Raw genomic sequence first — 26,876 nt, 5'->3', positions numbered from 1 at the left:
CGCAGATCCGCACAGGAACTGGTCCGAGCAAGCACAGGGCCCCGGAACCGGCGCAGGGGTCCCGGGGCCCGGTCAGGGGGCGACGCCCTTCGGCCTCGCCCGCCGCAGCCGTCACACGCGGCGCAGCACCGCCACCACCTTGCCCAGGATGGTCGCGTCGTCGCCCGGGATCGGCTCGTACGCCGCGTTGTGCGGGAGGAGCCAGACGTGGCCGTCCTCGCGCTTGAAGCGCTTGACCGTGGCCTCGCCGTCGAGCATCGCGGCCACGATGTCGCCGTTCTCGGCGACCGGCTGGCGTCGGACCGTGACCCAGTCGCCGTCGCAGATCGCGGCTTCGATCATCGAGTCACCGACGACCTTCAGCACGAACAGCTCGCCGTCGCCGACCAGCTGCCGGGGGAGAGGAAAGACGTCCTCGACCGACTCCTCGGCGAGGATCGGGCCACCTGCGGCGATACGGCCGACCAGCGGGACGTACGACGCGGCCGGCTTGCCCGCGGTGTCCGTGGGCTGTACGGAGGCGGCCTGGTCGGAGCCGCGCACCTCGTATGCGCGCGGACGGTGCGGGTCGCGGCGGAGGAAGCCCTTGCGCTCCAGTGCCATCAGCTGGTGTGCGACCGAGGACGTGCTGGACAGGCCGACCGCCTGACCGATCTCCCGCATCGACGGCGGGTAGCCGCGCCGCTGCACGGAATCCCTGATGACCTCGATCACACGGCGCTGCCGGTCCGTGAGTCCAGAGCTGTCCGCCCGGATGCCCGGAGGTCGGCCCGGGAGGGACCGCTTGTGTCCCTCGGGATTCATGGCTTCGTTCATCGCATGCACCGGCTCGAGTCGGCTCTGGGAGCGGTCCTGGGCAGTGATGGTGGCACTGTCTGCGGTGGTGGTCACGTCGGCCCCTCTCGATGGTCTCCCTGCTGCACAACGGTAGTTGCTTTCGAAAGGTTGCGCCAAACACACGTTCGAGTGAAAAATCGCGAATCGCCTGACGTGATCATGTGTCTGGGTGTATGGCTAACGCGCTTCCCGGCGGACAAAAGAGGCCATTGTTGTACTCTTCACCGTCGGCGGACGACCTCGTGGGTCGTTGCCCCAGTCTGCCATCCGGCATCGGTTCAACCGTGAAGTGACCCCCATCTGTGCGGGAGCCCCACGTGCCCTCCGTGTGGCGCTCACGGTATCTCCGTATGTGTCGCGGCGATACGGCTGTGCACGCATGCGTGCGGCGTGTCGGCGTCGCAGTGCCGCGCAGCCCCGTGCGTGCGCGACACGCGCGCATGGCGTGCATGTATGAGCCAATCCCCACATCTAGTGGTTGGATTGCGGCAGCAGCCCAGAAGTTGTGGTCCCCCCGGTCTTCGGACGCTCGGAGATCGCCTATGCTTGGGGCTGCTTCGAGGGGCCCATGAGGCCCAGCGAGGCTATTGAGTCTGCTGTGAGGAGGGTTGGGAGTTATGCACTGCCCCTTCTGCAGGCACCCCGACAGCCGTGTGGTCGACAGCCGTACGACCGACGACGGCACGTCGATCCGCAGGCGCCGTCAGTGTCCTGACTGCTCACGTCGTTTCACGACTGTGGAGACCTGCTCGCTGATGGTGATCAAGCGGTCCGGAGTCACCGAGCCGTTCAGCCGTATCAAGGTCATCAACGGCGTGCGCAAGGCATGCCAGGGACGACCTGTCACCGAGGACGCACTCGCCCAGCTCGGCCAACGGGTCGAGGAGGCGGTGCGAGCCACCGGAAGCGCCGAGCTGACCACCCATGACGTGGGGCTGGCCATACTCGGCCCGTTGCAGGAGCTCGACCTCGTCGCATATCTGCGATTCGCCTCCGTCTACCGGGCGTTCGACTCGCTCGAGGACTTCGAGGCCGCGATCGCGGAACTGAGGGAGGCGACAGGACGCCCCGCCGCGGACGACGACGACCGCGCAGGCGACACAGAGGCTGTCGCGGGGGGCCGGGAAGACGATCGCGGGTCCGGCGGGGCTGCACAGGTCCCCGTGCCCGCCAGCGCCGCCGACTGAGGGCGGGCCGGCTCCGGTCCTCGGACTCCGGATCCGGCCGCGAGGCGGCGACACAAGACCTGCTGCGGGTGGCGATCAGAGGGTGCCCGCAGCACAAGACAGAACACCGTGCCACGGGGAACATCGGGGCACTTCAGGGCGTTTTAGCCCGTACAGGGAGGCGGCATGACAGAGACGGCGAGCGGTCCGGCACGGAGTTCCCGCGCCAAGGGCACCAAGGCGGCCAAGGGACTGCGTATCGAGCGCATCCACACCACCCCCGGCGTGCACCCGTACGATGAGGTGGCCTGGGAGCGCCGTGACGTCGTCATGACCAACTGGCGCGACGGCTCGGTCAACTTCGAGCAGCGCGGCGTCGAGTTCCCCGACTTCTGGTCGGTGAACGCGGTCAACATCGTCACCAGCAAGTACTTCCGCGGTGCCGTCGGCACCCCGCAGCGCGAGGTGAGCCTGAAGCAGCTCATCGACCGCATCGTGAAGACGTACCGGAAGGCCGGCGAGGACTACAAGTACTTCGCCTCGCCCGCCGACGCGGAGATCTTCGAGCACGAACTGGCGTACGCCCTCCTGCACCAGATCTTCAGCTTCAACAGCCCCGTCTGGTTCAACGTCGGTACCCCGCAGCCCCAGCAGGTCTCCGCCTGCTTCATCCTTTCCGTCGACGACTCCATGGAGTCCATCCTCGACTGGTACAAGGAAGAGGGCATGATCTTCAAGGGCGGCTCCGGCGCCGGCCTGAACCTCTCCCGCATCCGCTCCTCCAAGGAGCTGCTGTCCTCCGGCGGCAACGCCTCCGGCCCCGTCTCCTTCATGCGCGGTGCCGACGCCTCCGCAGGAACGATCAAGTCAGGCGGTGCCACCCGCCGCGCCGCCAAGATGGTCATCCTCGACGTCGACCACCCCGACATCGAGGACTTCATCGAGACCAAGGTGAAGGAAGAGGAGAAGATCCGCGCCCTGCGTGACGCGGGCTTCGACATGGACCTGGGCGGCGACGACATCACGTCCGTCCAGTACCAGAACGCCAACAACTCGGTCCGCGTGAACGACGAGTTCATGAAGGCCGTCGAGCAGGGCGGCAAGTTCGGCCTGCGCGCGCGGATGACCGGCGAGGTCATCGAAGAGGTCGACGCCAAGGCCCTGTTCCGCAAGATGGCCGAGGCCGCCTGGGCCTGCGCCGACCCCGGCATCCAGTACGACGACACCATCAACCACTGGCACACCTGCCCGGAGTCCGGCCGTATCAACGGCTCGAACCCCTGCAGCGAGTACATGCACCTGGACAACACGTCCTGCAACCTTGCCTCGCTGAACCTGATGAAGTTCCTGAAGGACGACGGCAAGGGCAACCAGTCCTTCGACGTCGAGCGCTTCGCGAAGGTCGTCGAGCTCGTCATCACCGCGATGGACATCTCCATCTGCTTCGCGGACTTCCCGACGCAGAAGATCGGTGAGAACACGCGCGCGTTCCGCCAGCTCGGCATCGGCTACGCCAACCTCGGCGCCCTGCTGATGGCGACCGGCCACGCCTACGACTCGGACGGCGGCCGTGCTCTCGCCGGTGCCATCACCTCCCTGATGACCGGCACCTCGTACAAGCGTTCCGCCGAACTCGCCGCAGTCGTCGGCCCGTACGACGGCTACGCCCGCAACGCCCAGCCGCACCTGCGCGTCATGAAGCAGCACGCCGACGCCAACACCGCGGCCGTTCGCATGGACGACCTGGACACTCCGATCTGGGCCGCCGCCACGGAGGCCTGGCAGGACGTGCTCCGTCTCGGTGAGAAGAACGGTTTCCGTAACTCCCAGGCGTCCGTCATCGCCCCGACCGGCACCATCGGTCTGGCGATGTCCTGCGACACCACCGGTCTCGAGCCCGACCTCGCGCTGGTCAAGTTCAAGAAGCTGGTCGGCGGCGGCTCGATGCAGATCGTCAACGGCACCGTCCCGCAGGCCCTGCGCCGCCTGGGCTACCAGGAGGAGCAGATCGAGGCGATCGTCGCCCACATCGCCGAGCACGGCAATGTCGTCGACGCCCCGGGCCTCAAGCACGAGCACTACGAGGTCTTCGACTGCGCCATGGGCGAGCGCTCCATCTCCGCGATGGGCCACGTCCGCATGATGGCCGCGATCCAGCCGTGGATCTCCGGCGCCCTGTCCAAGACGGTCAACATGCCGGAGTCGGCGACCGTCGAGGAGGTCGAGGAGATCTACTTCGAGGCCTGGAAGATGGGCGTCAAGGCGCTCGCCATCTACCGTGACAACTGCAAGGTCGGCCAGCCGCTCTCCGCCAAGACCAAGGAGAAGGAGAAGGCCGAGATCACGGAGAAGGCCGAGGCCACCATCCGTGAGACGGTCGAGAAGGTCGTCGAGTACCGCCCGGTCCGCAAGCGTCTCCCGAAGGGCCGTCCCGGCATCACCACGTCCTTCACCGTCGGCGGCGCCGAGGGCTACATGACCGCCAACTCCTACCCGGACGACGGTCTCGGCGAGGTCTTCCTGAAGATGTCGAAGCAGGGTTCGACCCTCGCGGGCATGATGGACGCCTTCTCCATCGCGGTGTCCGTCGGCCTCCAGTACGGCGTGCCGCTGGAGACGTACGTCTCGAAGTTCACGAACATGCGCTTCGAGCCGGCCGGCATGACGGACGACCCGGACGTGCGTATGGCGCAGTCGATCGTCGACTACATCTTCCGCCGCCTCGCGCTCGACTTCCTGCCCTTCGAGACGCGCTCCGCGCTCGGTATCCACTCCGCCGAGGAGCGTCAGCGTCACCTGGAGACGGGTTCGTACGAGCCCAACGAGGACGAGGTCGACGTCGAGGGCCTGGCCCAGTCGGCACCGCGCGCCCAGGAGCTGAGGGCCGTCGCCACCCCGAAGTCCGACGCGGGGGCGGCCAAGCCCGCCCCGCAGCAGGCGCACACCAGCGCCGAACTGGTGGAGATGCAACTCGGCATCCAGGCCGACGCCCCGCTGTGCTTCTCCTGCGGGACGAAGATGCAGCGCGCCGGCTCCTGCTACATCTGCGAGGGCTGCGGCTCGACGAGCGGCTGCAGCTGATACTGAGCGGAATCGCGTTGGACGCAACGTCCGACGCAGCCCGCACACCTGGCTGACCGGCAGCTCACGAAGGGGATCGACCACGGGTCGATCCCCTTCGTCTTGTCCGTGACCAGGGTCTCCAGCCGGCAACATCCTCCTGGTGTCTCAGGTCTCCGACGCACTGGCGATCCCGCCGACGACGTCGGTGATGACAATTGGCGCGACGTCCGGTTCCGGCGCATTCGACAATCGTCCGGTGACTGATGAGAAGCATTGCCTCACCCTCGGCGTCGTCGTTCCTGATCCCACGCAGAGGGGTGCAAACGTGGAGGTCCGGGCGCTGGTTGATGGCAGGGACATCCTGGCTGACGTATTCACAGAGGGTCCGGGCGAAGATCCGCGATACCTCTTGGTGCCTGGTGGCCCTCTCACCGCTACGTCTGAACCGCACGAGGTGAGGCTGGCCGAGGCATCGTGCACCGAAGGCTGCTGCGGCGCTCTCTACGTGACCGTTCAGCGCGACGGCGACTACGTGCTCTGGGATGGGTGGCGTAATCCCGATGAGGACGAGGTTGACCTGCCCGCCATCCGCTTTGAGGCTCAGGAGTACCAAAGAGAAGTGGAGCGGGCGACCGCGGACCGTAGTTGGGAATGGCCGGCGCGGACCGTTGCACGGCTCCTTGAGCAGGACCTTCGAGAGCGCACTGACTGGCTCGCACGGTGGGAGTGCGAACTCGGCGCCGTGTCCGCCTGGCCCTGGGAACCGGATCAGGTCAACGTCTTCCTCTTCCATCCAGGCCGCTCCGCTGTCGGGGAAGACCGTCCATGGCTGCAGTTCCGGATGATCCTCGCCGTCTCCAGTGACGACCCGGCAGACCAAGCTGTACGGCTCGCTGAGCGACTCGTCGCAGCTGACCCGCGCCAAGCCGCCGAGGTCTGCGGTGGCTCACCAGAGTTCGCCAGGCAACTCGGTTACCCCTGGCAGCAGAGTCGCAGATCCTGAGAGCAGGAAATGCCCCACCCTCGACTCCCGCTCGGCTGCCTCAGCCATCGGCTTTCTCGCGAAGGGGTGCCGACCATATGCCGGTGCCCCTCTTCGCCTGTGCACGCGCGCGTGGGCCGACGCGGCTCCACGCGTGTGGATCCGTACGCCCTCGCGCGCGTGGAAGCGACGCTCAGGGCTGGCGAGCCCTGCCCATGGTCGCCGTGAACGTCGCCGGATCGTCCTCGAAACCGTGGATGCCCGGGCGGAATTCCCACGTGCCAGAGTCCTGGCGCACAAACTCCGCGACCGTCGTCGCCGTCGCACCGAGCACGCCGCCGAAGTCGTCCTCGGCCAGGACGGTGTAGTCCTCGCGTATGCGCAGGGCCGGCTTGACGACGCTGACGAAGGTGCGCTTGGCGGGGCGCTGCTGGATCACGACTCCGACCATCACGCGCGCGTACCGGCTGTCGAGCCGGTTGAGCTCCACGGTCATGACCTCGTCCCAGCCGAAGCCCTTGCCGTCCTTGCTGTCCCGGTTCAGATAGATGGTGCCGTCGGGAGAGCGACTGTCGAAGTGCACCACGTAGGCGGGATCGCCGTACGGGTCGCCCGCCAGGTAGGTAGCGGCGACGATGTCCAGGTCGGTGGGCGGTTGCCCGGCCGGACTGGGGTCCCACTTGACCGAGATCTCGACCTTCCGGATCCCCTTGTTGATGGCGCTCACCAGGCTTCCCCTTCCCCGTTTCGCGTATGCCCTCAGCCCGAACTGCCCAGCAGCACAGGCCGGTTGTCCATCCTGCCACGCGCGCGGGATCGTGCGCCGGGGAGCTCTGTGGTCGAGCGTGACCGACGCCACGCTCCGTGGCCTTACCATGGCGCGGTGCTGGTCAAGTGGATTCGCTGCACCGTGGTGGACCGCCGCGGCTTCGAGCGGGGGCAGCGAAAATGGGCGGGGCTTCTGGGGGAGCCGGGGTTTCGGGGGCAGGGTGGTGGGTGGAGCCGGGGGCGGCAGGGGGTTGCGCACATCTTCTCGTTCTGGGAGAGCCGTTCCTTCTACGACTCCTTCATGGCCCGCTCCCATGACAGGCTGGCGGCGGCCCAGTCGGGCACCTACAAGGACATGCAGGTCAAACTCTTCGACTACCGCTTCGACGTGAAGACCGGATTCGAGCCGCGCTTCACCGACGCGGACCTCGTGAGGGTGGCGCACTGCCGTGTTCACGAGGAGCGCGCCGAGCACTTCACGCTCATGCAGGAGAAGGTCTGGAACCCCGCGATGGCCGGCTCGCCCGGCATGGTCCGCGGACTGTTCGGCGAGGCACCAGGGCACGAGTTCCTGGTGCTGTCGATGTGGCAGTCGGCCGCGGAGCACGGCAAATACCGTACGGAGCGTGTGGAGCGACTGGCGCTGCGGGCCCAGATCGAGGCGGACGTCGCGGCTCTCACGGGTGACATCGTGGAACTCGAGTCCACCTGGACCGTTTGAATTCCGGACTGGTAAACGTGCGCCCTGATGTGGCCGGTGGTGCAGGAAGTGTGTGACCTACGCCGTATGGGACCCGTTCGAGTGCTCGATCGGCCCTCACCCGATCTAGGGTTTTGGCATGGCACGACCACGGCGCATCATCCTTGTCCGGCACGGCGAGTCAACGGGCAATGTTGATGACACCGTGTACGAGCGCGAGCCGGACCACGCGCTTGCCCTGACCGAGCGCGGCTGGCGGCAGGCCGAGGAGACGGGAAAACGGCTGCGGGACGTGTTCGGCCGTGAGCGGGTCAGCGTGTACGTCTCGCCCTACCGCCGTACGCACGAGACGCTGCGCGCCTTCCATCTGGATCCCGAGCTCATACGGGTGCGCGAGGAGCCCCGGCTGCGCGAGCAGGACTGGGGAAACTGGCAGGACCGCGACGACGTACGCCTGCAGAAGTCCTACCGTGATGCCTACGGCCACTTCTTCTACCGCTTCGCGCAGGGCGAGTCCGGCGCCGACGTGTACGACCGGGTCGGAAACTTCCTGGAGAGCCTGTACCGCAGCTTCGAGGCCCCCGATCATCCGCCGAACGTGCTGCTGGTGACCCATGGCCTGGCGATGCGCCTGTTCTGTATGCGCTGGTTCCACTGGACCGTCGCGGAGTTCGAGTCGTTGTCGAACCCTGGGAACGCCGAGATGCGGATGCTCGTTCTCGGGGACGACGGCAAGTACACGCTTGACCGGCCTTTCCAACGCTGGCGTGATCCGGAACCGTACGGAATCACCGGATAGAGTGGCAGGGCGATGACCGCTGACTCCTCCACCGAAGGGCGCCTGGAGCGCGCCCTCGCCAGCCTGCGCGGACTCGCGGTGGGAGACGCGCTGGGCTCGCAGTTCTTCGTCCCGGCGAACTACCCGCTGCTCAAGCGCCGTGAGCTGCCCTCCGGCCCCTGGCAGTGGACGGACGACACGGAGATGGCCTGCTCCGTGGTCGCCGTCCTGGCCACTCACCACCGCATCGACCAGGACGCCCTGGCCCGCTCCTTCGCCGTGCACCACGATTTCGACCGGGGCTACGGCCCCGCGGTCAACCGGCTGCTGCGTCTTGTCCGGGAGGGCGGGGACTGGCGCGAACTCTCCGCCGCGCTCTTCAATGGACAGGGATCATGGGGCAACGGCGCCGCGATGCGCATCGCGCCTCTCGGTGCCTGGTACGCCGATGACCCGGAGCAGGCGACCCACCAGGCCGAGATCTCGGCTTACCCCACCCATCAGCACCGCGAGGCAGTGGTCGGCGCCATGGCCGTCGCGGCGGCTGCCGCGCTGGCCGCCGCCCCCGGGGGTCCGCCGCGCCCCGAAGCGCTCCTCGACGACGTCATCGCCCTCGTCCCGAAGAGCGCGGTCGGAGCCGGCCTGCGGCGCGCCAGGGACATGCTCGACTACGGCGACGCGGCCACTGTCGCGGCCGTGCTCGGCTGCGGCCGGCGCACGACGGCCCATGACACCGTGCCCTTCGCGCTCTGGTCGGCGGCGCGTGCTCTCGGTGACTATGAGCAGGCCTTCTGGACGACCGCGCAGGTCGGTGGTGACGTGGACACCACGTGCGCCATCGTCGGCGGCGTGATCGGCTCCGGGAAGGCGGGTTCGGTGCCGACCGCGTGGGTGGAGCGGACCGAGGCGTTCCCGGAGTGGATGCCGACGTCGGCGTAGCTCGACGTCCCCGACCTGCATGGATCGGTGCCCGACCGGATCTCGATAACCTTCTGTGGTTGTCGGGAACTCTGTGTGATCGCCCAGCCGTTGTCATGGCAGTCGATGTGCGACCGCTGAGGCCGCACAGGCGGAGGGCACTCGAGTCACGCAGGGGGTGGTGTCATGGAATTTGTGTCGTCGCTTGGCGCGCTGTTCCTCATGGCGGTTGCCGGGCGGGGCGGCCGTCGGCTTGCCCGCGCCGCCCGGTCCTGCCCGACGCCGAGCCTCGTGCGGGGGGTGCGGATGGCCGGCTCGTCGTCCTCGCCGTCGGTCCCCCGGACGCGATCCGGCCATCCGCGGCCCTTCGTGGGCCAGGCCGGGTCAACCGGCCATCGGGCCCGCCGTCCCCGAGAGGGCTTCCAGGTCGCTCTTGCGCACCCGGATCACCAACCACGCGGTGACCAGGGCGAGTACGGCCATCGCGGCGGCCGCCACGAAACCCGTCGAGATGCCCTGCGTGAGCACTTCGTGACCCCACGGACCAGGCAGTTGCTGTGTCTTGGCGAACTCCGCCTTCTGCTCGGGCGATGCCTCGGCCATGAACGCCTGCACCTGCTTCTCCGCCTCGTCCTTGCTGGCCGAGCCGAAGACCGTCGTCAGGATGGACAGCCCAAGCGAACCGCCCACCTGTTGCGTGGCGTTGAGCAGCCCGGACGCGGCACCGGCTTCGTGCTGTGCGACGCCGGAGACCGCGGTGATCGTGAGCGTCACGAAGTTCAGCCCCATGCCGAACCCGAACATCAGCATCGGCCCGAGCACCCCGCCGACGTACGAGCTTTCGGCGCTGATGAGGGTCTGCCAGGCCAGCCCGATCGCCGTGAGCGCCGAGCCCACCAGCATGAACGGCTTGGGGCCGAGCACTGGCAGGAAGCGCTGCGACAGCCCCGCGCCGAGCGCGATCACGACCGTCACGGGCAGGAAGGCGAGACCGGCCTCGATCGGGCTGTACTGCAGCACGTTCTGCACGAACAGCACGATGTAGAAGAACATGCCGAACATCGCGGCGGCCAGGCTGAGCATGATCACGTACGTGCCCGAGCGATTGCGGTCCGCGAACATCCTGAGCGGGGTGATGGGCTCCTTGGCCCGCGACTCGACGAACGCGAAGGCCAGCAACAGCACCACCGCGGCGCCGAACGAGCCGATGGTCAGGCTGTCCCGCCAGCCCTCGTCCGCCGCGCGGATGAAGCCGTAGACCAGGGAGGCCATGCCCAACGTCGAGGTCAGAGCGCCGGCTATGTCGAAGCGGCCGGTGTGCCGTTCGGACTCGCTGATGTACAGCGGCGTGAGCACGGCGATCACGATGCCGATCGGCACGTTGACGAAGAGCACCCACCGCCAGTCGAGCCACTCGGTGAGCATGCCGCCCGCGAGCAGGCCGATGGCGCCACCGCCCGCGGAGACGGCGGCGAAGACACCGAAGGCTCGGTTGCGTTCCGGCCCCTCCGGGAACGTGGTGGTGATGAGCGCCAGCGACGTGGGCGAGGCGATCGCGCCTCCCACGCCCTGGAGCACACGTGCGGCCAGCAACTGCCAGGGTTCCTGTGCGAGTCCACCGAGCAGCGAGGCGAGGGTGAAGAGCAGGATGCCCGCCATGAAGACCCGGCGGCGCCCGAGGATGTCACCGGCCCGGCCTCCGAGCAGCAGCAGGCCGCCGAAGGTGAGCGTGTAGGCACTGACGACCCAGGTGAGGTCGGTGGTGCTGAACTTGAGAGCGTCTTGAATGTGCGGCAGCGCGATGTTCACAATCGTCGCGTCGAGGACCACCATGAGTTGGCAGGCCGCGATGACGGTGAGCGCTATGCCGGGATGCCCCTCCCTGCGGGCCGCACCTGGTTTCTGATCCTTGATCAACTGAGAGGTAGTCACTATGGGTCCCCCACAAGAGCCTTAGTGAACGCTCGCGTTCACTGTCGCGTCAACCGTAGTGAGTCCTCGGTAGTGAACGCAAGCGTTCACTTGTGTTGTCGCCGCGCGGCGCGTCCCCCGCAGTCGCCGCGCGCTGGTGGTTCTCTGTTCCCCGAAGTCCCCGCTTCCTTTGTTCGTTGGAGACGCTCAGATGGTTACCTCGCGCTGGACGGCCGCCCCCGCTCAGGCGGCCTCCCCCCGTCGGCGCGGCGCCGTGCTCGAACGCGCGATCCTCGATGCCGCGCTGGAGCAGCTCAGTACGGTCGGCTGGAACGGCCTCACCATGGAGGGCGTCGCCGCCGGCGCCCAGACGGGCAAGGCCGCCGTCTACCGTCGCTGGCCGTCCAAGGAAGACCTCGTCGCCGATGCGCTGCGGGCCGGACTGCCGCGCTTCGAGTCGGCTCCCGACCTCGGCGGTGTGCGCGAGGATCTGCTCGAGCTGTGCCGGCAGGCACGGGACGCGATGTTCTCGCGCCCCGGTTTCGCGCTGCGCTCGGTGATTCACGAATGCGACAGCCTCCAGGCCGAGCGCTTTCATGGCGTGATCTTCGAGGGGGTGGTGGAGCCGACCATCGCCTTGCTGCGAGAGGTGATCACCCGTGGAATTGAACGAGGGGAGGTGCGGGCCGACGCGGCGAACGGCTATGTCTTCGACGCCATCCCGGCGATGATGATGTACCGGTCGAAGATGTGCGCGAGTGAATGGTGCGATCGGGATCTGGAGGAGATGATCGACCACTTGATGGTGCCTCTGCTCCGCCCGACGGGACTTTGATGCCCCGCCCGAGGAACTTCTGGCACTTCGTCGAAGGGGCTCTCGCGCTTCGGCGAGGCGTCCCGATCCTCCGCTTCCACGGGACGCTGAGCGATCGCTTCGCCGGTCTGGAGGTTGCTTCGGTCGACCAGGGTGTCGAAGCGGGTTCCGGGCGGCGTACGCTAAGGGCGCCATGCCGTACGAACCGCCTACCCACACCGTCGAGCGCTCCCTTCGAGCCACGACCGGAGCGAAGATCATTGCCGGTGTCGACGAGGTGGGGCGGGGAGCATGGGCCGGGCCCGTCACCGTCTGTGCGGCGATCACCGGACTGCGCCGGCCCCCCGAAGGCCTCACCGACTCCAAGCTGCTCACCATCAAGCGGCGAACCGAGCTTGCCGAGCAACTGCGGAGCTGGGTGACCTCGTACGCCCTGGGGCACGCCTCTCCGGAGGAGATCGACGAGCTCGGGATGACAGCCTCGTTGCGGCTCGCCGCCGTGCGCGCCCTGGAGGCCCTGCCGGTCCGCCCCGAAGCGGTGATCCTCGACGGGAAGCACGACTACCTCGGGGACCCCTGGAAGGTCCGTACGGTGATCAAAGGCGATCGGTCCTGCGTGGCGGTCGCGGCGGCCTCGGTGATCGCCAAGGTTCAGCGCGACAAAATGATGGCCGAACTGGGTATCGACCATGCAGACTTCGGTTTTGCGGACAACGCCGGGTATCCGTCGCCTGTGCACAAGGCCGCACTGGCGGAGCGGGGGCCCACCCCGTACCACCGGTTGTCGTGGGCGTATCTTGATGCGCTGCCCCAGTGGCGGCACCTCAAGAAGGTCCGCAGCTGGGTGGAAGGAAGCGTTCCGGAGATCGAGGGGCAGCTCGGCTTCGATTTCTGACGATTCCGCTCGCACTCGTGTGCCACCCGCCGACGCGAGCCGTACCAGCGTTTGATAAACATCAGCTCATGCCTCTCATTCCCGAGGAGCCTCAGATTCACGAGAGTGCCCAGGGTCCCCGCGCCACTCCGGCCAGCGGCCGCACCGCGCCGACCCCCCGCCCCGTACCCGGCCCCCGCCCCGCGGCTCCGTCGCGTCCCGGCCGACCCGGGCCCCCGCGGCCCGCGCCGCCGGTGCAACGGACGCAGCGCGACGTGGCCGCCACCAAGCCCGGCCCCTCGGGCCCGGCTGCCCCTGCAGCCACCGCCCAGGCTGCGGCCGCCCCGCAGATCCAGCTGATCCCGGCCTCGCCCGAGGGTGCGCTCGACGCCGCCGAGGAGGCCGTCGACCTGCTCCTGGAGTCGGGCCGTGCTCCCGGCGACGTACTGGTGATCACCACCGGCGAACAGCACCCGTGGGCCGCCCACGAGCTGTCCTTCGGTGAGGCCTCCTATTGGGCGCAGCACGACGCCGGTGACGACGTCTTCTACGCCGACGCCTCCGCTGCGGGCCGTGCCGCGTCGCGCCCCGTGGTCGTGGTCGCCGTCAATGGCGGTCCCGACACCGCTGCCGCCACCGTGCTGCCTCTGGCCCTGGGCCAGGCGAGCGCCCTGCTGATCGTCTGCGGCGACCCGCAGCGGATCAACTCGGTGTTGGGCGCCGGCGTCTGAGCCGGTGCCCGTTCGTCCGGGGGAGACTCCGCAGGACACCGGGGGACCGGCCGCCGCCGGGGTGTCCTCAGCACAGCGGGGTGTTCGGCGTGCGCGACGTGCGGGGGAGGTGCGCGGCGTTTGCCGCGCCCGGTCCTCGCCGGAGTGGGATGCGCCTCCATGTCGTACGTATGTGTCGTCGTGGAGGCGTCCAGACGTAAGTCGGCCTTGGGCGTCGTGCCCCACGGCTGGGTTGCGCCGCCCTATCGCAGGCGCGGTACGGCGCGAAGGTCCGTGCCGTGGCCGAGAATTCCTGTCGGTGTTCTCAGCGGGCCGCCGCGCGACGCAGGACTTCCGAGGCCGCGCCGCCGGTGCGGGGTAGCGCGAGCGGTGCCTCCGACGCGCCCAGGGCCTCCGGTGACGAGTCGGCGTTGGGGCGGCGGCCGCCGCGACCCTCGCCGAGGACCTGCCAGCCGTCACGGGTCAGCGTGATGTAGGCGCCACAGCGCAGGCCGTGCAGGGTGCAGGCGTCACGCAGGCCCCACATCCAGGCGCCGTCCTCCTCCGTCCAACGGGCGTCGCCCTCGCGGCAGTAGAGCAGCACCGCGGTGCGCACCGGGGTACGGCGGCGAAGGTCGTGAGGGATGACGCGGCGCAACTGGGCGAGCAGTGCGTTGCGGAACATCCAGCCGTCGGCAGGGGCCTGGCGGCGGGTGAACGAGGCGCTCGCCCGCAGGCGTTCGTCCGGGTCGAGTACGGCCACGATCGCGGTGGCGGGCTCGGGGCGGTGCCGGGAGTGCAGACCGCTGACGACCTCCCGGGGGTTGCGCAGCAGCGGGATTCCCGCGGCAGCCCACTCCGCGGGTTCGAGCATGCGGGCCAAGGGGTTGGCGGATGCGGCGGACAGGTCGGCAGACGTCGACATGGATGCCGCGGAGGACGGAGCGAATCCGAAGGTCACGGTCCTCCCTTCGGCTACGCGCCCACACTGCGGGCGGGGTCGGAATCGGGGGAGCGCGCACCGCAGCAGAGCCCTACCGGATCACGGGCGAGCCGTGCGGGGAGCGGACTTCAATTCTTCCTGTCGAACCGGAATGCGGCAACGAGCAATTGGGGCCACCGTCCGATATTCAATGGTGTGCGGGTTATATCCCTACCCGCTGCGTCACCGCGCGACGCATGGGGCGACCGCGCACCAGCAGGTAGTACGGCTTTGCCGCGGCAGGTATCCGGGGCGCGTCGGTGCGGGCTGGGGCGCGCGGCATCGACAGCCCGGGCGGGCGTCCCGTCATGCCCACGCAGACCCGTCCGCTCGGTCGATCGGCCTCTAGTGGGCGGTGGTGAGCGAGCGCTTTGCCGTGGTGCGTGGGGTGAAGTGGCCGATTGTCAGTGCCGTCGGGTTGCATGGAGGCATGGACGTTCTGGAGCTGCGCGCTGAAGCCGATGCCATCCTCGCCGAGCTCGTCGGTGCCCCCGCTGGGTCCGCGCGGCTGCGGGAGGACCAGTGGCGGGCGGTGGCGGCTCTGGTGGAGGAGCGCCGGCGGGCCCTGGTGGTGCAGCGCACCGGCTGGGGAAAGTCGGCCGTGTACTTCGTGGCCACCGCCCTGTTGCGCCGACGTGGCTCCGGACCGACAGTGATCGTCTCGCCGTTGCTGGCGCTCATGCGCAACCAGGTAGAGGCGGCGGCGCGGGCGGGCATCCGCGCGCACACGATCAACTCGGCCAATCCGGAGGAGTGGGAGGCCATCCGCGGTGAGGTGGAGCGCGGCGAGACCGATGTCCTCCTCGTGAGTCCGGAACGCCTCAATGCCGTGGACTTCCGCGAGCAGGTGCTGCCCAAGCTTGCGGCCACCACCGGACTGCTGGTGGTCGACGAGGCGCACTGCATCTCCGACTGGGGCCACGACTTCCGCCCGGACTACCGGCGGCTTCGGGCGATGCTCGCGGAGCTGCCCGCCGGTGTGCCGGTCCTGGCCACCACCGCGACCGCCAACGCGCGGGTCACCGCGGATGTGGCCGAACAGTTGGGCACCGGTGGCGGCGAGGCCCTCGTGCTGCGCGGCCCGCTCGACAGGGAAAGTCTGCGGCTCGGCGTGGTTCGGCTGCCGGACGCCGCGCATCGCCTGGCCTGGCTCGCCGAGCATCTGGACGACCTGCCAGGCTCCGGAATCGTCTACACCCTCACGGTCGCCGCAGCCGAGGAAGCCACCGCCTTCCTGCGGCAGCGCGGCTTCCGGGTGGCCTCCTACACGGGGCGCACCGAGAACGCCGACCGGCTGCAGGCCGAGTCCGACCTGCAGGAGAACCGCGTCAAGGCGCTGATCGCGACCTCGGCGCTGGGTATGGGCTTCGACAAACCGGACCTCGGCTTCGTGGTCCACCTCGGCTCGCCGTCCTCGCCGATCGCCTACTACCAGCAGGTGGGGCGCGCGGGGCGCGGTGTGGACCACGCCGATGTGCTGCTGCTGCCGGGCAAGGAGGACGAGGCCATCTGGCGCTACTTCGCCGATACGGCCTTCCCGCCCGAGGCGCGGGTCCGCGAGACTCTGTCGGCCCTCGCCGCTGCGGAACGGCCGCTGTCCGTACCGGCCTTGGAGGCCGTCGTCGACTTGCGGCGCACCCGGCTGGAGACCATGCTCAAGGTGCTCGACGTGGACGGTGCCGTCCAACGCGTGAAGGGCGGCTGGATCTCCACGGGCGAGCGGTGGGTCTACGACTCCGAGCGGTACGCCTGGGTCGCTCGGCAGCGGGCGGCCGAGCAGCAGGCCATGCGTGACTACGTGAGCACGGCCCAGTGCCGGATGGAGTTCCTGCGCCGGCAGCTGGACGACGAGGGGGCGGTCCCGTGCGGCCGTTGCGACAACTGCGCGGGCGCCTGGGTCGATTCCGACGTCTCGGCGGAGACGTTGACGGGGGCGGTGAAGGAACTGGATCGCCCGGGCGTGGAGATCGAGCCGCGCCGCATGTGGCCGACAGGGATGCCGGCGCTGGGCATCGACCTCAAGGGGCGTATCCCGGTCAACGAGCAGTGCTCCACCGGACGGGCCCTGGGACGGCTCTCGGACATCGGCTGGGGCAACCGGCTGCGCCCGCTGCTGGCTGAGAACGCGCCAGACGGTCCGGTGCCCGACGATGTCCTGCGGGCCGCGGTGGCGGTCCTCGCCGACTGGGCGCGATCCCCGGGCGGCTGGGCACCCGATGTCCCGGACGCCTCCGCCCGGCCGGTGGGGGTCGTCGCCGTGCCGTCCATGAGCCGCCCGCAGTTGGTCGGCTCGCTGGCGCAGGGAATCGCGGCCGTCGGCCGCCTCCCCTTCCTGGGCACGCTGACGTACGTCGGGCAGGGCGGCGCACACGCCGCGCGTCGCAGCAACTCCGCCCAACGGCTCAGCGGGCTGTTCGGCGCGTTCGCCGTTGCCGAAGAACTGGCCACTGCCCTGGGCCGTTCTTCCGGCCCGGTGCTGCTCGTGGACGATTACACCGACTCCGGCTGGACCCTCGCGGTCGCCGCCCGCCTCCTCCGCCGGGCAGGCAGCCGGCAGGTGCTGCCGCTGGTCCTCGCGGCCGCGGGCTGACCTCGGAGGGCGCGAAGGGGAAGGCGCCGGCATGAGGCCTTCCCATCGCCTTCCTCCACTCTGCACATCCCGCCCACCGGACGCGGGGCTGGACAGGGGACTGCAAGGGGCGGGCTTCGCCGCTCTCGTTGAACTGGTGCGGGCCGATTGACGGTTCTTTCTGGGCGGGTTGTCGTGTCCCTGGTCGGACTTATCCACAGGGCAAACCGGAGTCGCACGATCCGCGAGATCGTCTTCGCATGACGAATCACAGCGAAGCGACTGGATCTCCCGGAAACGACAACACCGCCGCAGACAGCGAACAGCCTCAAACCAGTGGGGCAACCGAGTCGCATGGCGTGCATGAGGCATGCGAAGCAGCTGAGGTTTCCGAGGCCCACGGGGGGCGCCGCCGGAATGGCGAACTTCCGGGGCGCTCGCCCGAAGCGGACCAACTCGACTGCACCGGCTACGACGGCCCGCTGGCCGAGCACCAGGTCACCCTGCGTACCCCGGCCGAACTGGCCGACGCGCTGCCGTATCTCCTCGGATACCGCCCAGAGGACAGCGTCGTGCTCGTCGCCCTGCACGACAGCGACGGGCGAGGCCGGTTCGGCGGCCGTGCGCGGCTCGGCATTCCCGCGAGTACGGACGACTGGGAGCCCGCCGCGAGGCAGTTGGCCGACGGACTGGTGAGGGGCGGCGAGCGCAGAGGAGCCCGGCCCGAGCAGATGGTCGCCTTCCTCTGCCAGGAACCGGTGAAGGGGGAGACGGGCCGACAGGTCATGGAGCGGCTTCGCCCCCTGGCCCAGAGGATGCGGGTCGCGTGCGGCAATCTGGACGTGCCGGTGATCGAGGCCCTGTGCATCTCGGACGGGCGTTTCTGGTCGTACTGCTGCGACAGGGAGGAGTGCTGTCCGCGTGAGGGTCGGCCGATGGGCCTTCCTGGTACGTCCGTGCTGGCTGCCGCGGCCACGTATGCCGGAGTTCAGGTGCGTGGGACTCTGCGCGAGTTGCGGGCCAGGCTGCTGCCCTGGGAGACCGCCGCCGCCCTGGAACAGGAGATCGCCTTGGACGCCGCGGGCATGGCACTGGTCCCCAGGATCCTCGACGACGCGACACGTGCGGGTGTGGCAGAGGAGACGTTGCGGCTGGCCGAACGGCTGATGAGCCGGTTCGTCGCGGCACCGCCCGTGTCCGGGACGCTCACCGCGGATCTGCGCGACGACGAACTGCTCGGACACGACGAGGCCGCGAGGCTCATTCTTGGGCTGCAGGACCGCGCGACCCGTGACCGCGCGGCCGCATGGATGGAGGGCGACGAGGCCGCTCCCGCTCTTCGGCTGTGGCGAGCGCTGGCTCGTCGCTGCGTCGGACCGTACCGCGAGCACGCCGCGGCACCCCTGACCCTCGCCGGCTGGGTCGCCTGGTCCAGCGGCGACGACCTGGAGGCCCGGGAAGCCCTCGCCATGGCACTCGGCGCCGACTCGGACTACCTCTTCGCCCGCCTTCTGCACCAAGCCTGCAACGAGGGTCTGGATCCCGAGTCGATCCGCCGCTGCCTGCGGGCGGAACGTGCGGGCCGCGAGGAGCGGGGCGCCGGACGGCTCGAGGAGCCGCAGGGCGGCGAAGCGCCCGTACAAGCTGAGGCGGTGAAGGCCGACCGCCCGACAACCGACGCGGGTGGCCGCCGTCGGGCTCGGCGCCGCGCGGATTCCACGGACAGCTGTCCTCGCTCCGCAACCGCCGCCGGGCGAGATCGGGTTGGCCGCCTTGCGCGCCCTCGTACGTCGGCAGGGGCGAATCTCGCCGGCACGCGCCCGGGCAGCACGGCGTCGCGCACGCCGAAGAGCACGGCTGCGGGCACTGCGAAGAAGGGAGCCGTGCGTCGGAGCGGGTCCCGTCCGGATGGTGTGCGTTCCAAGAACACCGGCGCTGAGGGGGACACGTGAGAGGGGGACACGTGAGCCGCCGAGGTCAGCAGAGCCCTGACCGAGGTACCCGGCGGGTGGCTGTTGGCAGTGGAGCCCTGGTGGGTGTGGTCGCGGGTGTCGCGGGTGCCGCTCTGGCAAATGCGGTGAGGTTGGGGGCTGTTGCGGGTGGAAACCCGGCGGCACTCGGGGATGCCATGGATGCAGACGGTGGCTGCGGGACGGGCGCAGGCGTCGAACAGACCACGGTATCCGGGCCCCGGGTCGCCACGAGCACGTCTGAGATGGGAGTCGGCGCGAACAGCCGGGTTCGGTCAGAGTGCTGCGCTTCGGCGCCCCGCACCGCCTCACCCCGCCGGCCGAACACGCTGAACGCCGCTCCGCTTCGGCGGGGTTACCCCATACCGGGCGTGACCTGCAGGAGTCCCGCCCCGTTCACCTGAGTGGCGGAACGACTGGACCGACCGTGCCGCCGCACCGCCCCTGTCACTCCGGATCCCCCCCGCCGACGTCGCATCTGCCTGAGGCGCACTGAGAACAGAGGAAACCGCCATGCCCCAGCCGACTCCGACCTCCCCGCCCGCCGCCGGTCGCACGGTGACTGATGGACCGGTGCCGTCCCTCGTCCTGGGTGGGGGGCAGACCGCGATCGGTGGCGGTTCGGGGCAGGGCGCCTCGAGGTATCCGGGCGATTCCGCTCGAAGTTCCCCACCGAGCAGCCGCGGCGGTTCCCCTCCGGGCAGCCGCAGCGGGTCCCCTCCCAACGTGGGGGACCAGGGACCCGCTGTCCGATCGGCGGACCAGAATCCACCACCCCCTGGTTGGCGGCCTGCGGCAGACCAGGGCGGTCGCGCCCACGCGTGGGGAGGGCGGGCCGAGCTGCCTGTACAGCCGACAGGGCCCACAAGGCGCACAAGGCCGCCACACGGGAGCCCAAGTCTCTCGTCCCCATCGCCCGTCGGGCAGAGCGAGACGTTGCCGCATGCCGACCCCACGTGGCGCTCCTGGCCACCTGCCCACCCGACTCAAGACGCCCCCTCGCCGACTCGACCGTCGGCCGCTTCGCCGCCCCCGACATCGACCTCGTCGTCCGCCCGGCCGTCGGTTGTCCCGGTCGCTTCGCAGCCTGTCTGCTCCCAGCCGACGACATCGACCTCTGCGCCTCCGCGGCCGTCGCAGCCCTCACTTGTGCCGCTGTCGGTCCCCGCTCAGGCGGCGTCATCGCTCCCCGTGCCGACTCGGCCATCGGCCGCCTCGGCAACACCACCGTCCCCCGCACGCCGACCCACGGACCTCCCTCCCACCCACGAGGCCCTGATCTGCGTCGCTCTCCCGGGCCTCGCCATCTCCTCGGACCAGGGCCAGTTGACCGGACGGGGACTCGAAGGGTTCTACCGCGCGGGGCGGCGCGTGCTCTCGCGTTGTCAGGTGCGGGTGGCCGGACGCGAACCGCTGGCGGTGCAGGCCAGGATGAGCGGGGCCGACAGTGCCCGTTTCGTCGGCACACTGCGCGCCTCACCGCAGGCGGGCCCCGACCCGGAGGTAGTCGTCGAACGGACCCGGCACGCGGACGGCACCGAGCGGATCACACTGCACAGTGCGGCTGTTCGCCCCCTGCGTGTGCCGGTGGAGGTCGCCCTGGGGACGGACCTCGCAGATCTCGGCGCGATCGCGTGCGGCGACGTAGGACCGGAACTGCCCGCTACTGTGCACGATTCCGGCCTGCGGTGGTCGTCCGCCAGGGGAAGCTCGGCGGTGACGGCCGACCCGCCGCCGGCCGACGCGCTGGCCTCCGCGGGGTTGCTGCGCTGGGAGTTCGCGCTGCCCCCAGGAGGCAGCGCGAGCATCGAGCTGCGGGTGCGGTCCGGGGCAGGACCCGTACGGGCCGTGGGCCGAGCCGCGACGAGCCCGCTGGCGGTCGCGCGGGCGTCCGGCGACGACCCACGGGTGGAGCCCCTGTTGCGGACGAGCCTCGAGGACCTGCAGGCACTCCTGCTGCGCGACCCCGCCCATCCCTCCGACACCCACCTTGCCGCGGGTGTGCCCTGGCGCTGCGGACTGGCCCCGGCCGACGCCCTTGCCGCGGCCCGGATGACCCTGTCCCTGGGCACCCGGCTCGCCGTGGGCACACTCCGCACACTCGCCCGCACCCAACTCCGGGTCAAGGGAGCGCAATCCGGGATGATCCCCGGGCCGATACGGGACGCGGGCACGCATCTGCCACCGGGCTGCACCGGCACGGAGGCCACGCTGCTCTTTCCCGCGCTGCTCGCGGAGGCCCGACGCTGGGGGCTGCCCGAGTCCGAGACCGAGGAGCTCCTCCCGGCGGCCGAGCGGTGTCTGACGTGGCTGCGGGCCACCGTGGGCGACGGTACGTACCTGCGCGACCCGTACCCCGGCGGCCCGGTCCGCTGTGAGACCCAGGCCCACGCCCATCGTGCGGCGCTGCTCGGCGCCGATCTCCTCGACGCCGGTGGCAGGCCGGGCGGCGCAGAGCTGCGCGAGTGGGCCGGGGCGCTGCGGACGGCGTTCCGCGCGGACCTCTGGATCGACGACGTGGGCGGTGGCCGACCCGCCGCTGCCCGGACCCCGGACGGACGTCTCGTGCCGCAGCTGGGTGCCGCCGCCGTCCATCTCCTCGACACTGGTCTGCTGGGCGGGGGAGAACAGGCGCCCGGTCTGCTCGACAAGGTGCAGACCGAGCAGCTGGCCCGGCTGCTCGGCGCTCCGGCCATGGACTCGGGATGGGGCCTTCGGGGACTGGGCGCGAAGGAGGCGGGACACAACCCGTTCGGTCATCGCAGCGGCGCCGTGCGGGTCCACGCGACCGCGCTCGCCATCGCGGGCCTGGCCGCTGCCGACTACGAGAAGGAGGCGAGCGCGCTGCTGCGAGGTGTGCTGGCGGCGGCAGCGGCGTTCGGCCACCGGCTTCCCGAGATGTACGCGGGGGAGCAGCGCACCGAGGGGAGCGCTCCCCTCCCGCACCCTGCCGCCTGCCGCCCGGCTGCGGCGTCGGCGGCCGCCGGGGTTCTCGTGCTGACGACGCTCGCGGGCATCCGCCCGGACGCACCCGGAGGGACGGTCACCCTGCGGCCGATGCGCAGCGCCCCGCTGGGCGAGATCGTCCTGACGGGCCTGCGTGTTGCCGGTGCCCCCTTTTCCCTGCGCGTCAGCAGGCTGGGCCTCGCCATGGTCGAGGAGGCGGCCGACGGGCTGCAGCTGCGGGCGTGACATCGGACGACGCCATACCGCACGACGTATGTGACCTCGCGCCGCCCATCGTCCACGGCGGCCGCGAGGCACCCTGCGATGCCACAGGCAACGACATGCCGGAGGGGAGGTGAGGCGCATACCGGCCGAATTGGATCAGCCGTCGCTGCGGCCGGCGAAGGGAGTGTTTATCGTCAGGCAGACGACTATGATCGCCGCATGCCCTACGACCCGTCAGCCTTTCCGCCCTTTGCCGTCACCGTGGACCTGGTCGTGCTGACCGTGCGCCGCCATGCCCTGTGCGCGTTGGCGGTGCGCAGGGGCGAACCGCCGTTCCAGGGGCGCTGGGCGCTGCCCGGCGGGTTCGTACGGGCCGACGAGGACCTGGCGCAGGCCGCGGCGCGCGAGTTGGCCGAGGAGACCGGGCTGCGTGCCCACGACCCGTCCGTGCCCGCGCAGGACAACGGCGCTCACCTGGAGCAGCTCGCGACATACGGCGATCCCAAGCGGGACCCCCGGATGCGCGTGGTCAGCGTCGCCCACCTCGCGCTGGCCCCCGACCTGCCCGCACCCCGCGCGGGCGGCGACGCCAGCAACGCCCGCTGGGCGCCCGTCGAGGAACTTCTGCAGCAGGGCGGCTATGGCCGCGACGGCGAGCCGGTCGCACCGCTCGCTTTCGACCATGCGCAGATCCTGGCCGACGGAGTGGAGCGCGCCCGCTCCAAGATCGAGTACTCGTCACTGGCGACGGCATTCTGCCCCACCGAGTTCACGGTCGGTGAGCTGCGCCGGGTCTACGAGGCGGTGTGGGGTGTGGCTCTCGACCCCCGCAACTTCCACCGCAAGGTGACGGGCACGCCGGGCTTCCTCGTCCCCACCGGCGGCACCACCACACGTCAGGGCGGCCGCCCAGCCCAGCTCTTCCGAGCCGGCGGAGCCACGCTGCTCAACCCCCCGATGCTGCGCCCCGAGGTCTGACCCCAGCGCCCTGGACAGGAGCCCGGCGGGGCAGGACCGCGGCGATCCGGGCGCCGGAAGGACGGTGGTCCGGGCACTGGAACGGCCGGGGCGAAGGGCGAATGCGGGCCGGCAGAGGCGAACAAGGATCCGGTTCGGTCGACTGCCGCCCGGGCTACGGGCCTTGCGCTGCCCGGAAAAACGGACATAACGCGCTATCTTGCTGAGGGTGATCCAGGCCATCGGACTGACCAGCGAGACTCGCAAGCAGCTTCCTCCCGCCGTCGACGACGTGTCCTTCGAGGCGCGCGCGGGCCGTGTCACCGCGCTGCTCGGGGCGGCGGGAGCGGGCAAGACGACGGTGCTCAGACTCATGCTCGAACTTCAACGCGGCCGTGGGATCACCTACTTCAGAGGTCGTCCCCTGCATCGCATCGCCCATCCGTCGCGGGAGGTCGGTGTCCTTATGGGCGATGTCCCCGGGCACCCGGCCCGCACCGTCCGAGGCCATCTGCGCATGCTGTGCGCCGCCGCGGGCGTCCCGGCGCGGCGCGCGGACGAAGTCCTGGAGGTGGTCGGTCTCGTCAGCCTGCGCGACGAGCGCCTCGGCACCCTCTCGCGCGGTATGGACCGCCGCCTCGGCCTGGCCTGCGCGCTGCTCGCCGACCCGCACACCCTGGTGCTCGACGAACCCGCGGACGGGCTCTCGACTCGCGAGGGCCGCTGGCTGCACGGCATGCTGCGCGCACACGCGGCGCAGGGCGGCACGGTCCTGCTGACCACGGCCGACCCCAAGGAGGCGGCGCGCACCGCCGACCAGGTCGTCACCCTGGAGCGGGGCAGACTCGCCGCCGACCAGGATGCCGCCGACTTCTCCCGCACCCGGCTGCGCCCCCGCGTCGCCGTCCGCACGCCGCACGCATCCCGTCTCGCCGCCCTGCTGGCCAAGGAGGCGCGCACCACGCGGCGCTCCGTGGAGGTCGTACGCGAGGGCGGCAACCGCCTCTCCGTGTACGGCAGTACATGCGCCGCGATCGGCGAGACCGCGTACCGTCATGGCATCCTTGTCCACCAACTCGCCGACGAGATCGGCGACATGGGGTCGGACGCGGCTGCGGGCCTGTCGGCGGAGCCGCGAGCCGACGAGGCGCCGCTGTCGCCGGTCCGTGAGGCGATCGCCGCCCGGGATCACGGGCGTGCGGCCACGTCGCAGGTGCCGGTGCCGATGCGGCACAAAGGATCGGCCACGGCCGACGACCTCCCAGGGCCGCGCGAGGCGTCGCCCGCGCCGGACAGCAAGCCGAGCACCCCCCAGGCGGCCACCGGCGAGCCGCGACAGGCCGACGAAGCCACCGAGGGCTACCCGCCTTGCGCGCAGGCCGCAGCCCATCCCGACGATCCGCAGCCCGACTCCCGGCCCGCCGATTCGCGAGCCACCGCCCCGCAACCCGCCGCCTCGCGCCCCGCGGACTCCACAGCCGACCCCCTTCCCGATCTCCCACCCCCCATCTCGGTCCGTCCCGCCCCCAGCCCCCTCCGCCCCCTCCGCTACGAACTCCGCCGGGCCGCCGGAGTGGGCACCGGGTTCCTCACCGCCGGCGCCGTGCTCGTGGTGTCCGCGCTCACCGCCGTACTGCTCGCCCGTGTCGGGCACACTCCGCATCCGCGCCTGCTGGTCGCGTGGCCGCGGGAGCTCCCGCTGCCGCCCGCGGCGCTCGGGGCCGGGCTGCTCGGTGCGATCGCGTTCGGCGAGGAGTTCCGCCATCCCGCGCTGGCGGCGGACCGCGGCACCGTCCCCCGCCGGCTGGGGCTGCTGGCCGCGAAACTCCTCGTCGCCTCCGCCACCGCGCTGGTGCTGGCCGTCCTCACCGTCGGCTGTGACATCGAAGTGCTCTATCTCGTCTACGGGCGGGAACTCGCGGAAGTTCCCGCCGACTGGCTTTCGCTGAGCGCCAGTTGGCTCGGACTGATGGTCGGCTGTGCCTGGGCCGGCGTGCTGGCCGCGGGGCTGTTCCGCTCGACCACGGCGGGGCTCGCGGCGGTGGTCGCCGTACCCGTGCTGCTCGTACCCCTCGTTCAGCAGGTGATGGAGGGGCCGTCGGTGCGGACGGCGGCCGGTTTTCCGCTGCGGCTGCGTGAGGTGCTCCTGTCGCAGTGGCCGTTCGGGGGAGAGCGCTATCTCGCCGCCGTCGCGCGCGTGGTCGCCCAACCCGTCGGCGGCGCACTGACGTTGTCGCTGGCCGCGCTGCTCGCCGCCTATCTGCTCACGACCGCCCGCAGCAGGGTCCGATGACGACCGTCCATGCACGTCCCGGCCCCGTCATGCACACAACTCCCCGGGGAAAGCCCATTTCTTTCCGATAAGGCGTCAATTGCGACGGGGTGAGCGATCACCCTTTCGTGTGCTTTTCACCAAAGACCTCAAGGGAGTTGAGGACGGCGCCGACAAAGGATCCGTGAGTACCCTTGCGCACACCATGATGACCGCCGCCCGCGCCGCCGACTCCGGTCTCGCCGGCCCGGGCGATCTCGACCGCTACCCGTACGCCGAGGCCCCCGTCGCCGACCGCGTCGGATCCCCCGCCTGGGAAGGCGCGGACCCGGACCTGGGCCGTGTCGGCAGGCGCGCCGCCGGCAGCCGCGGACGCGGGCTGCACGGCCAACTCGTCCAGCAGCTCGGCCAGATGATCGTCTCCGGCGACCTGGGCGCCGACCGTCCGCTCGTGCCGGAGGAGATCGGCCAGCGGTTCGAGGTCTCCCGCACCGTCGTCCGTGAGTCGCTCCGCGTCCTGGAGGCCAAGGGCCTGGTCAGCGCCCGCCCGAACGTCGGCACGCGCGTGCGTCCCGTCAGCGACTGGAACCTCCTCGACCCGGACATCATCGAGTGGCGTGCCTTCGGGCCGCAGCGCGACGACCAGCGCCGGGAGCTGAGCGAGCTGCGCTGGACGATCGAGCCGCTCGCCGCCCGCCTCGCGGCCGGGCACGGGCGCGACGACGTCCAGCAGCGGCTCGCCGACATGGTCGAGATCATGGGCCACGCGATGAGCCAGGGCGACGTCCTCACCTTCTCCCGCGCCGACTCCGAGTTCCACACGCTGCTCATCCAGGTCGCGGGCAACCGCATGCTGGAGCACCTCTCGGGGATCGTCTCGGCCGCCCTCCAGGTCTCCGGCGGCCCGGTCACGGGCTGTGACCGGCCGAACGAGACGTCGCTGGCGCAGCACAGCCGGATCGTCGACGCCCTCGCCACCGGCGACGGGGCGGCCGCCGAGGCGGCCATGCGGCAGCTGCTCACCGTCCATCCCGAGGTGGAGCGCGTGGTGCCCGCACCCCGCGAGCACTGACCGCGCACCCCGGTCGCGCGGCCGAGGCTGACGCCTCCCCCCTCCTGGGGCCTCGCCCGGTCTGCGCGCCCTCCCGTCGGACCCGCAGGATCCACCCCGGATCCTGCGGGTCCGACGGTGCGACGAGGCCGCGGAATCGCCGTACAGTGCATGGTTGAGGCCATGGGTGAACTCTTCTGTCCGTGTCTGCCCGTTTTGATCGGTTACGGGATGTGACTCGGGCCACGCAGATTGGGCGTAACGCTCGGGGGAACAGCGCGATGACCTAAGAGGTGACAGCCGAGGAGGGAATACGGACGCCGCTCAAGGCGCTGTGCATCTTCCCGGCCCCCGCCCGCACCGTCGGCCCATCCCCAAGCCGG

Annotated in this window: 19 protein-coding genes; 15 read left to right on the top strand and 4 right to left on the bottom strand. The window is 70.4% G+C overall.

Annotated features, from left to right (window positions below):
• Positions 1–111: 111 nt before the first annotated feature.
• Positions 112–891 (bottom strand): transcriptional repressor LexA, encoded by a 780-nt coding sequence (gene lexA / locus ACIBAG_RS33950; RefSeq protein ID WP_031486406.1) that lies wholly within the window; start codon positions 889–891, stop codon positions 112–114.
• 563 nt (positions 892–1,454) lie between these two features.
• Between lexA and nrdR the strand changes: the two genes are divergently transcribed.
• The 3 genes from nrdR to ACIBAG_RS33935 all read left to right on the top strand — a co-directional run bounded on the left by nrdR (position 1,455) and on the right by ACIBAG_RS33935 (position 6,069).
• Positions 1,455–2,024, top strand: coding sequence for a transcriptional regulator NrdR (gene nrdR / locus ACIBAG_RS33945; RefSeq protein WP_399110485.1), 570 nt, complete (start codon positions 1,455–1,457; stop codon positions 2,022–2,024).
• A gap of 165 nt (positions 2,025–2,189) precedes the next feature.
• On the top strand, positions 2,190–5,084 hold the full coding sequence (locus ACIBAG_RS33940) for a vitamin B12-dependent ribonucleotide reductase (protein ID WP_399110483.1): 2,895 nt from the start codon (positions 2,190–2,192) through the stop codon (positions 5,082–5,084).
• A gap of 142 nt (positions 5,085–5,226) precedes the next feature.
• Positions 5,227–6,069, top strand: coding sequence for a hypothetical protein (locus tag ACIBAG_RS33935; protein WP_399110482.1), 843 nt, complete (start codon positions 5,227–5,229; stop codon positions 6,067–6,069).
• 172 nt (positions 6,070–6,241) lie between these two features.
• Here ACIBAG_RS33935 and ACIBAG_RS33930 read toward each other — a convergent pair whose 3' ends face one another.
• Positions 6,242–6,775 carry a TerD family protein gene (locus ACIBAG_RS33930; RefSeq protein ID WP_399110480.1) on the bottom strand — a complete coding sequence of 178 codons (534 nt, stop codon included), beginning with the start codon at positions 6,773–6,775 and terminating at the stop codon, positions 6,242–6,244.
• Between the two features lie 156 nt (positions 6,776–6,931).
• Between ACIBAG_RS33930 and ACIBAG_RS33925 the strand changes: the two genes are divergently transcribed.
• The 3 genes from ACIBAG_RS33925 (at position 6,932) to ACIBAG_RS33915 (ending at position 9,233) form a co-directional block, all read left to right on the top strand.
• Complete coding sequence (locus ACIBAG_RS33925) at positions 6,932–7,537, top strand: YdbC family protein (RefSeq protein ID WP_399110478.1); 606 nt, start codon at positions 6,932–6,934, stop codon at positions 7,535–7,537.
• 118 nt (positions 7,538–7,655) lie between these two features.
• Positions 7,656–8,315 carry a histidine phosphatase family protein gene (locus ACIBAG_RS33920; protein ID WP_399110477.1) on the top strand — a complete coding sequence of 220 codons (660 nt, stop codon included), beginning with the start codon at positions 7,656–7,658 and terminating at the stop codon, positions 8,313–8,315.
• Between the two features lie 12 nt (positions 8,316–8,327).
• On the top strand, positions 8,328–9,233 hold the full coding sequence (locus tag ACIBAG_RS33915; protein ID WP_399110475.1) for an ADP-ribosylglycohydrolase family protein: 906 nt from the start codon (positions 8,328–8,330) through the stop codon (positions 9,231–9,233).
• Positions 9,234–9,596: 363 nt separating this feature from the next.
• Here the strand turns inward: ACIBAG_RS33915 and ACIBAG_RS33910 are convergent, their stop codons facing one another.
• The gene (locus ACIBAG_RS33910; protein ID WP_399110473.1) at positions 9,597–11,144 is read right to left on the bottom strand and encodes an MFS transporter; all 1,548 of its coding nucleotides are present in this window, start codon (positions 11,142–11,144) and stop codon (positions 9,597–9,599) included.
• Between the two features lie 190 nt (positions 11,145–11,334).
• On the opposite strand from ACIBAG_RS33910, the gene ACIBAG_RS33905 reads away from it, so the two are divergent.
• The 3 genes from ACIBAG_RS33905 to ACIBAG_RS33895 all read left to right on the top strand — a co-directional run bounded on the left by ACIBAG_RS33905 (position 11,335) and on the right by ACIBAG_RS33895 (position 13,542).
• Positions 11,335–11,958, top strand: a complete 624-nt coding sequence (locus tag ACIBAG_RS33905; RefSeq protein ID WP_399110472.1) for a TetR/AcrR family transcriptional regulator — start codon at positions 11,335–11,337, stop codon at positions 11,956–11,958.
• A 172-nt stretch (positions 11,959–12,130) separates the two neighbouring features.
• Positions 12,131–12,832 carry a ribonuclease HII gene (locus tag ACIBAG_RS33900; RefSeq protein ID WP_399110470.1) on the top strand — a complete coding sequence of 234 codons (702 nt, stop codon included), beginning with the start codon at positions 12,131–12,133 and terminating at the stop codon, positions 12,830–12,832.
• A 68-nt stretch (positions 12,833–12,900) separates the two neighbouring features.
• Positions 12,901–13,542 (top strand): hypothetical protein, encoded by a 642-nt coding sequence (locus ACIBAG_RS33895; protein ID WP_399110468.1) that lies wholly within the window; start codon positions 12,901–12,903, stop codon positions 13,540–13,542.
• Positions 13,543–13,846: 304 nt separating this feature from the next.
• On the opposite strand, the gene ACIBAG_RS33890 is transcribed toward ACIBAG_RS33895, so the two are convergent.
• The gene (locus ACIBAG_RS33890; RefSeq protein ID WP_399110466.1) at positions 13,847–14,482 is read right to left on the bottom strand and encodes a hypothetical protein; all 636 of its coding nucleotides are present in this window, start codon (positions 14,480–14,482) and stop codon (positions 13,847–13,849) included.
• A gap of 451 nt (positions 14,483–14,933) precedes the next feature.
• Here ACIBAG_RS33890 and ACIBAG_RS33885 point away from each other — a divergent pair, with 451 nt between their 5' ends.
• The 6 genes from ACIBAG_RS33885 (at position 14,934) to ACIBAG_RS33860 (ending at position 26,514) form a co-directional block, all read left to right on the top strand.
• The gene (locus ACIBAG_RS33885) at positions 14,934–17,093 is read left to right on the top strand and encodes a DEAD/DEAH box helicase (protein ID WP_399110464.1); all 2,160 of its coding nucleotides are present in this window, start codon (positions 14,934–14,936) and stop codon (positions 17,091–17,093) included.
• Positions 17,094–17,332: 239 nt separating this feature from the next.
• Positions 17,333–19,024 carry a DUF4192 domain-containing protein gene (locus tag ACIBAG_RS33880; RefSeq protein WP_399110462.1) on the top strand — a complete coding sequence of 564 codons (1,692 nt, stop codon included), beginning with the start codon at positions 17,333–17,335 and terminating at the stop codon, positions 19,022–19,024.
• Between the two features lie 1,296 nt (positions 19,025–20,320).
• Positions 20,321–22,234: a glycogen debranching N-terminal domain-containing protein gene (locus tag ACIBAG_RS33875; protein WP_399110585.1), complete on the top strand. Its 1,914-nt coding sequence runs from the start codon at positions 20,321–20,323 to the stop codon at positions 22,232–22,234.
• Positions 22,235–22,432: 198 nt separating this feature from the next.
• A complete protein-coding gene (locus ACIBAG_RS33870) occupies positions 22,433–23,191 on the top strand; it encodes an NUDIX domain-containing protein (protein WP_399110461.1) in 759 nt (252 codons plus the stop codon).
• Positions 23,192–23,399: 208 nt separating this feature from the next.
• Positions 23,400–25,463 (top strand): ATP-binding cassette domain-containing protein, encoded by a 2,064-nt coding sequence (locus ACIBAG_RS33865; RefSeq protein ID WP_399110459.1) that lies wholly within the window; start codon positions 23,400–23,402, stop codon positions 25,461–25,463.
• Between the two features lie 163 nt (positions 25,464–25,626).
• A complete protein-coding gene (locus ACIBAG_RS33860; protein WP_399110457.1) occupies positions 25,627–26,514 on the top strand; it encodes a FadR/GntR family transcriptional regulator in 888 nt (295 codons plus the stop codon).
• Positions 26,515–26,876 lie beyond the last annotated feature (362 nt).

The organism is Streptomyces sp. NPDC051243 (assembly GCF_044455405.1).
Taxonomy (GTDB): Bacteria; Actinomycetota; Actinomycetes; order Streptomycetales; family Streptomycetaceae; genus Streptomyces.
Note: the sequence above shows the minus strand (reverse complement) of the source record. Positions and strands in the feature narration are given on the sequence as shown.

Bases quoted from the DNA above. Each gene is read 5' to 3' on its own strand.
- ACIBAG_RS33940 (WP_399110483.1), top strand. From the start codon at position 2,190: ATGACAGAGACGGCGAGCGGTCCGGCACGGAGTTCCCGCGCCAAGGGC.
- ACIBAG_RS33900 (WP_399110470.1), top strand. From the start codon at position 12,131: ATGCCGTACGAACCGCCTACCCACACCGTCGAGCGCTCCCTTCGAGCC.
- ACIBAG_RS33870 (WP_399110461.1), top strand. From the start codon at position 22,433: ATGCCCTACGACCCGTCAGCCTTTCCGCCCTTTGCCGTCACCGTGGAC.
- nrdR (WP_399110485.1), top strand. From the start codon at position 1,455: ATGCACTGCCCCTTCTGCAGGCACCCCGACAGCCGTGTGGTCGACAGC.
- ACIBAG_RS33905 (WP_399110472.1), top strand. From the start codon at position 11,335: ATGGTTACCTCGCGCTGGACGGCCGCCCCCGCTCAGGCGGCCTCCCCC.
- ACIBAG_RS33915 (WP_399110475.1), top strand. From the start codon at position 8,328: ATGACCGCTGACTCCTCCACCGAAGGGCGCCTGGAGCGCGCCCTCGCC.
- ACIBAG_RS33920 (WP_399110477.1), top strand. From the start codon at position 7,656: ATGGCACGACCACGGCGCATCATCCTTGTCCGGCACGGCGAGTCAACG.
- ACIBAG_RS33895 (WP_399110468.1), top strand. From the start codon at position 12,901: ATGCCTCTCATTCCCGAGGAGCCTCAGATTCACGAGAGTGCCCAGGGT.
- ACIBAG_RS33880 (WP_399110462.1), top strand. From the start codon at position 17,333: ATGACGAATCACAGCGAAGCGACTGGATCTCCCGGAAACGACAACACC.
- ACIBAG_RS33885 (WP_399110464.1), top strand. From the start codon at position 14,934: ATGGACGTTCTGGAGCTGCGCGCTGAAGCCGATGCCATCCTCGCCGAG.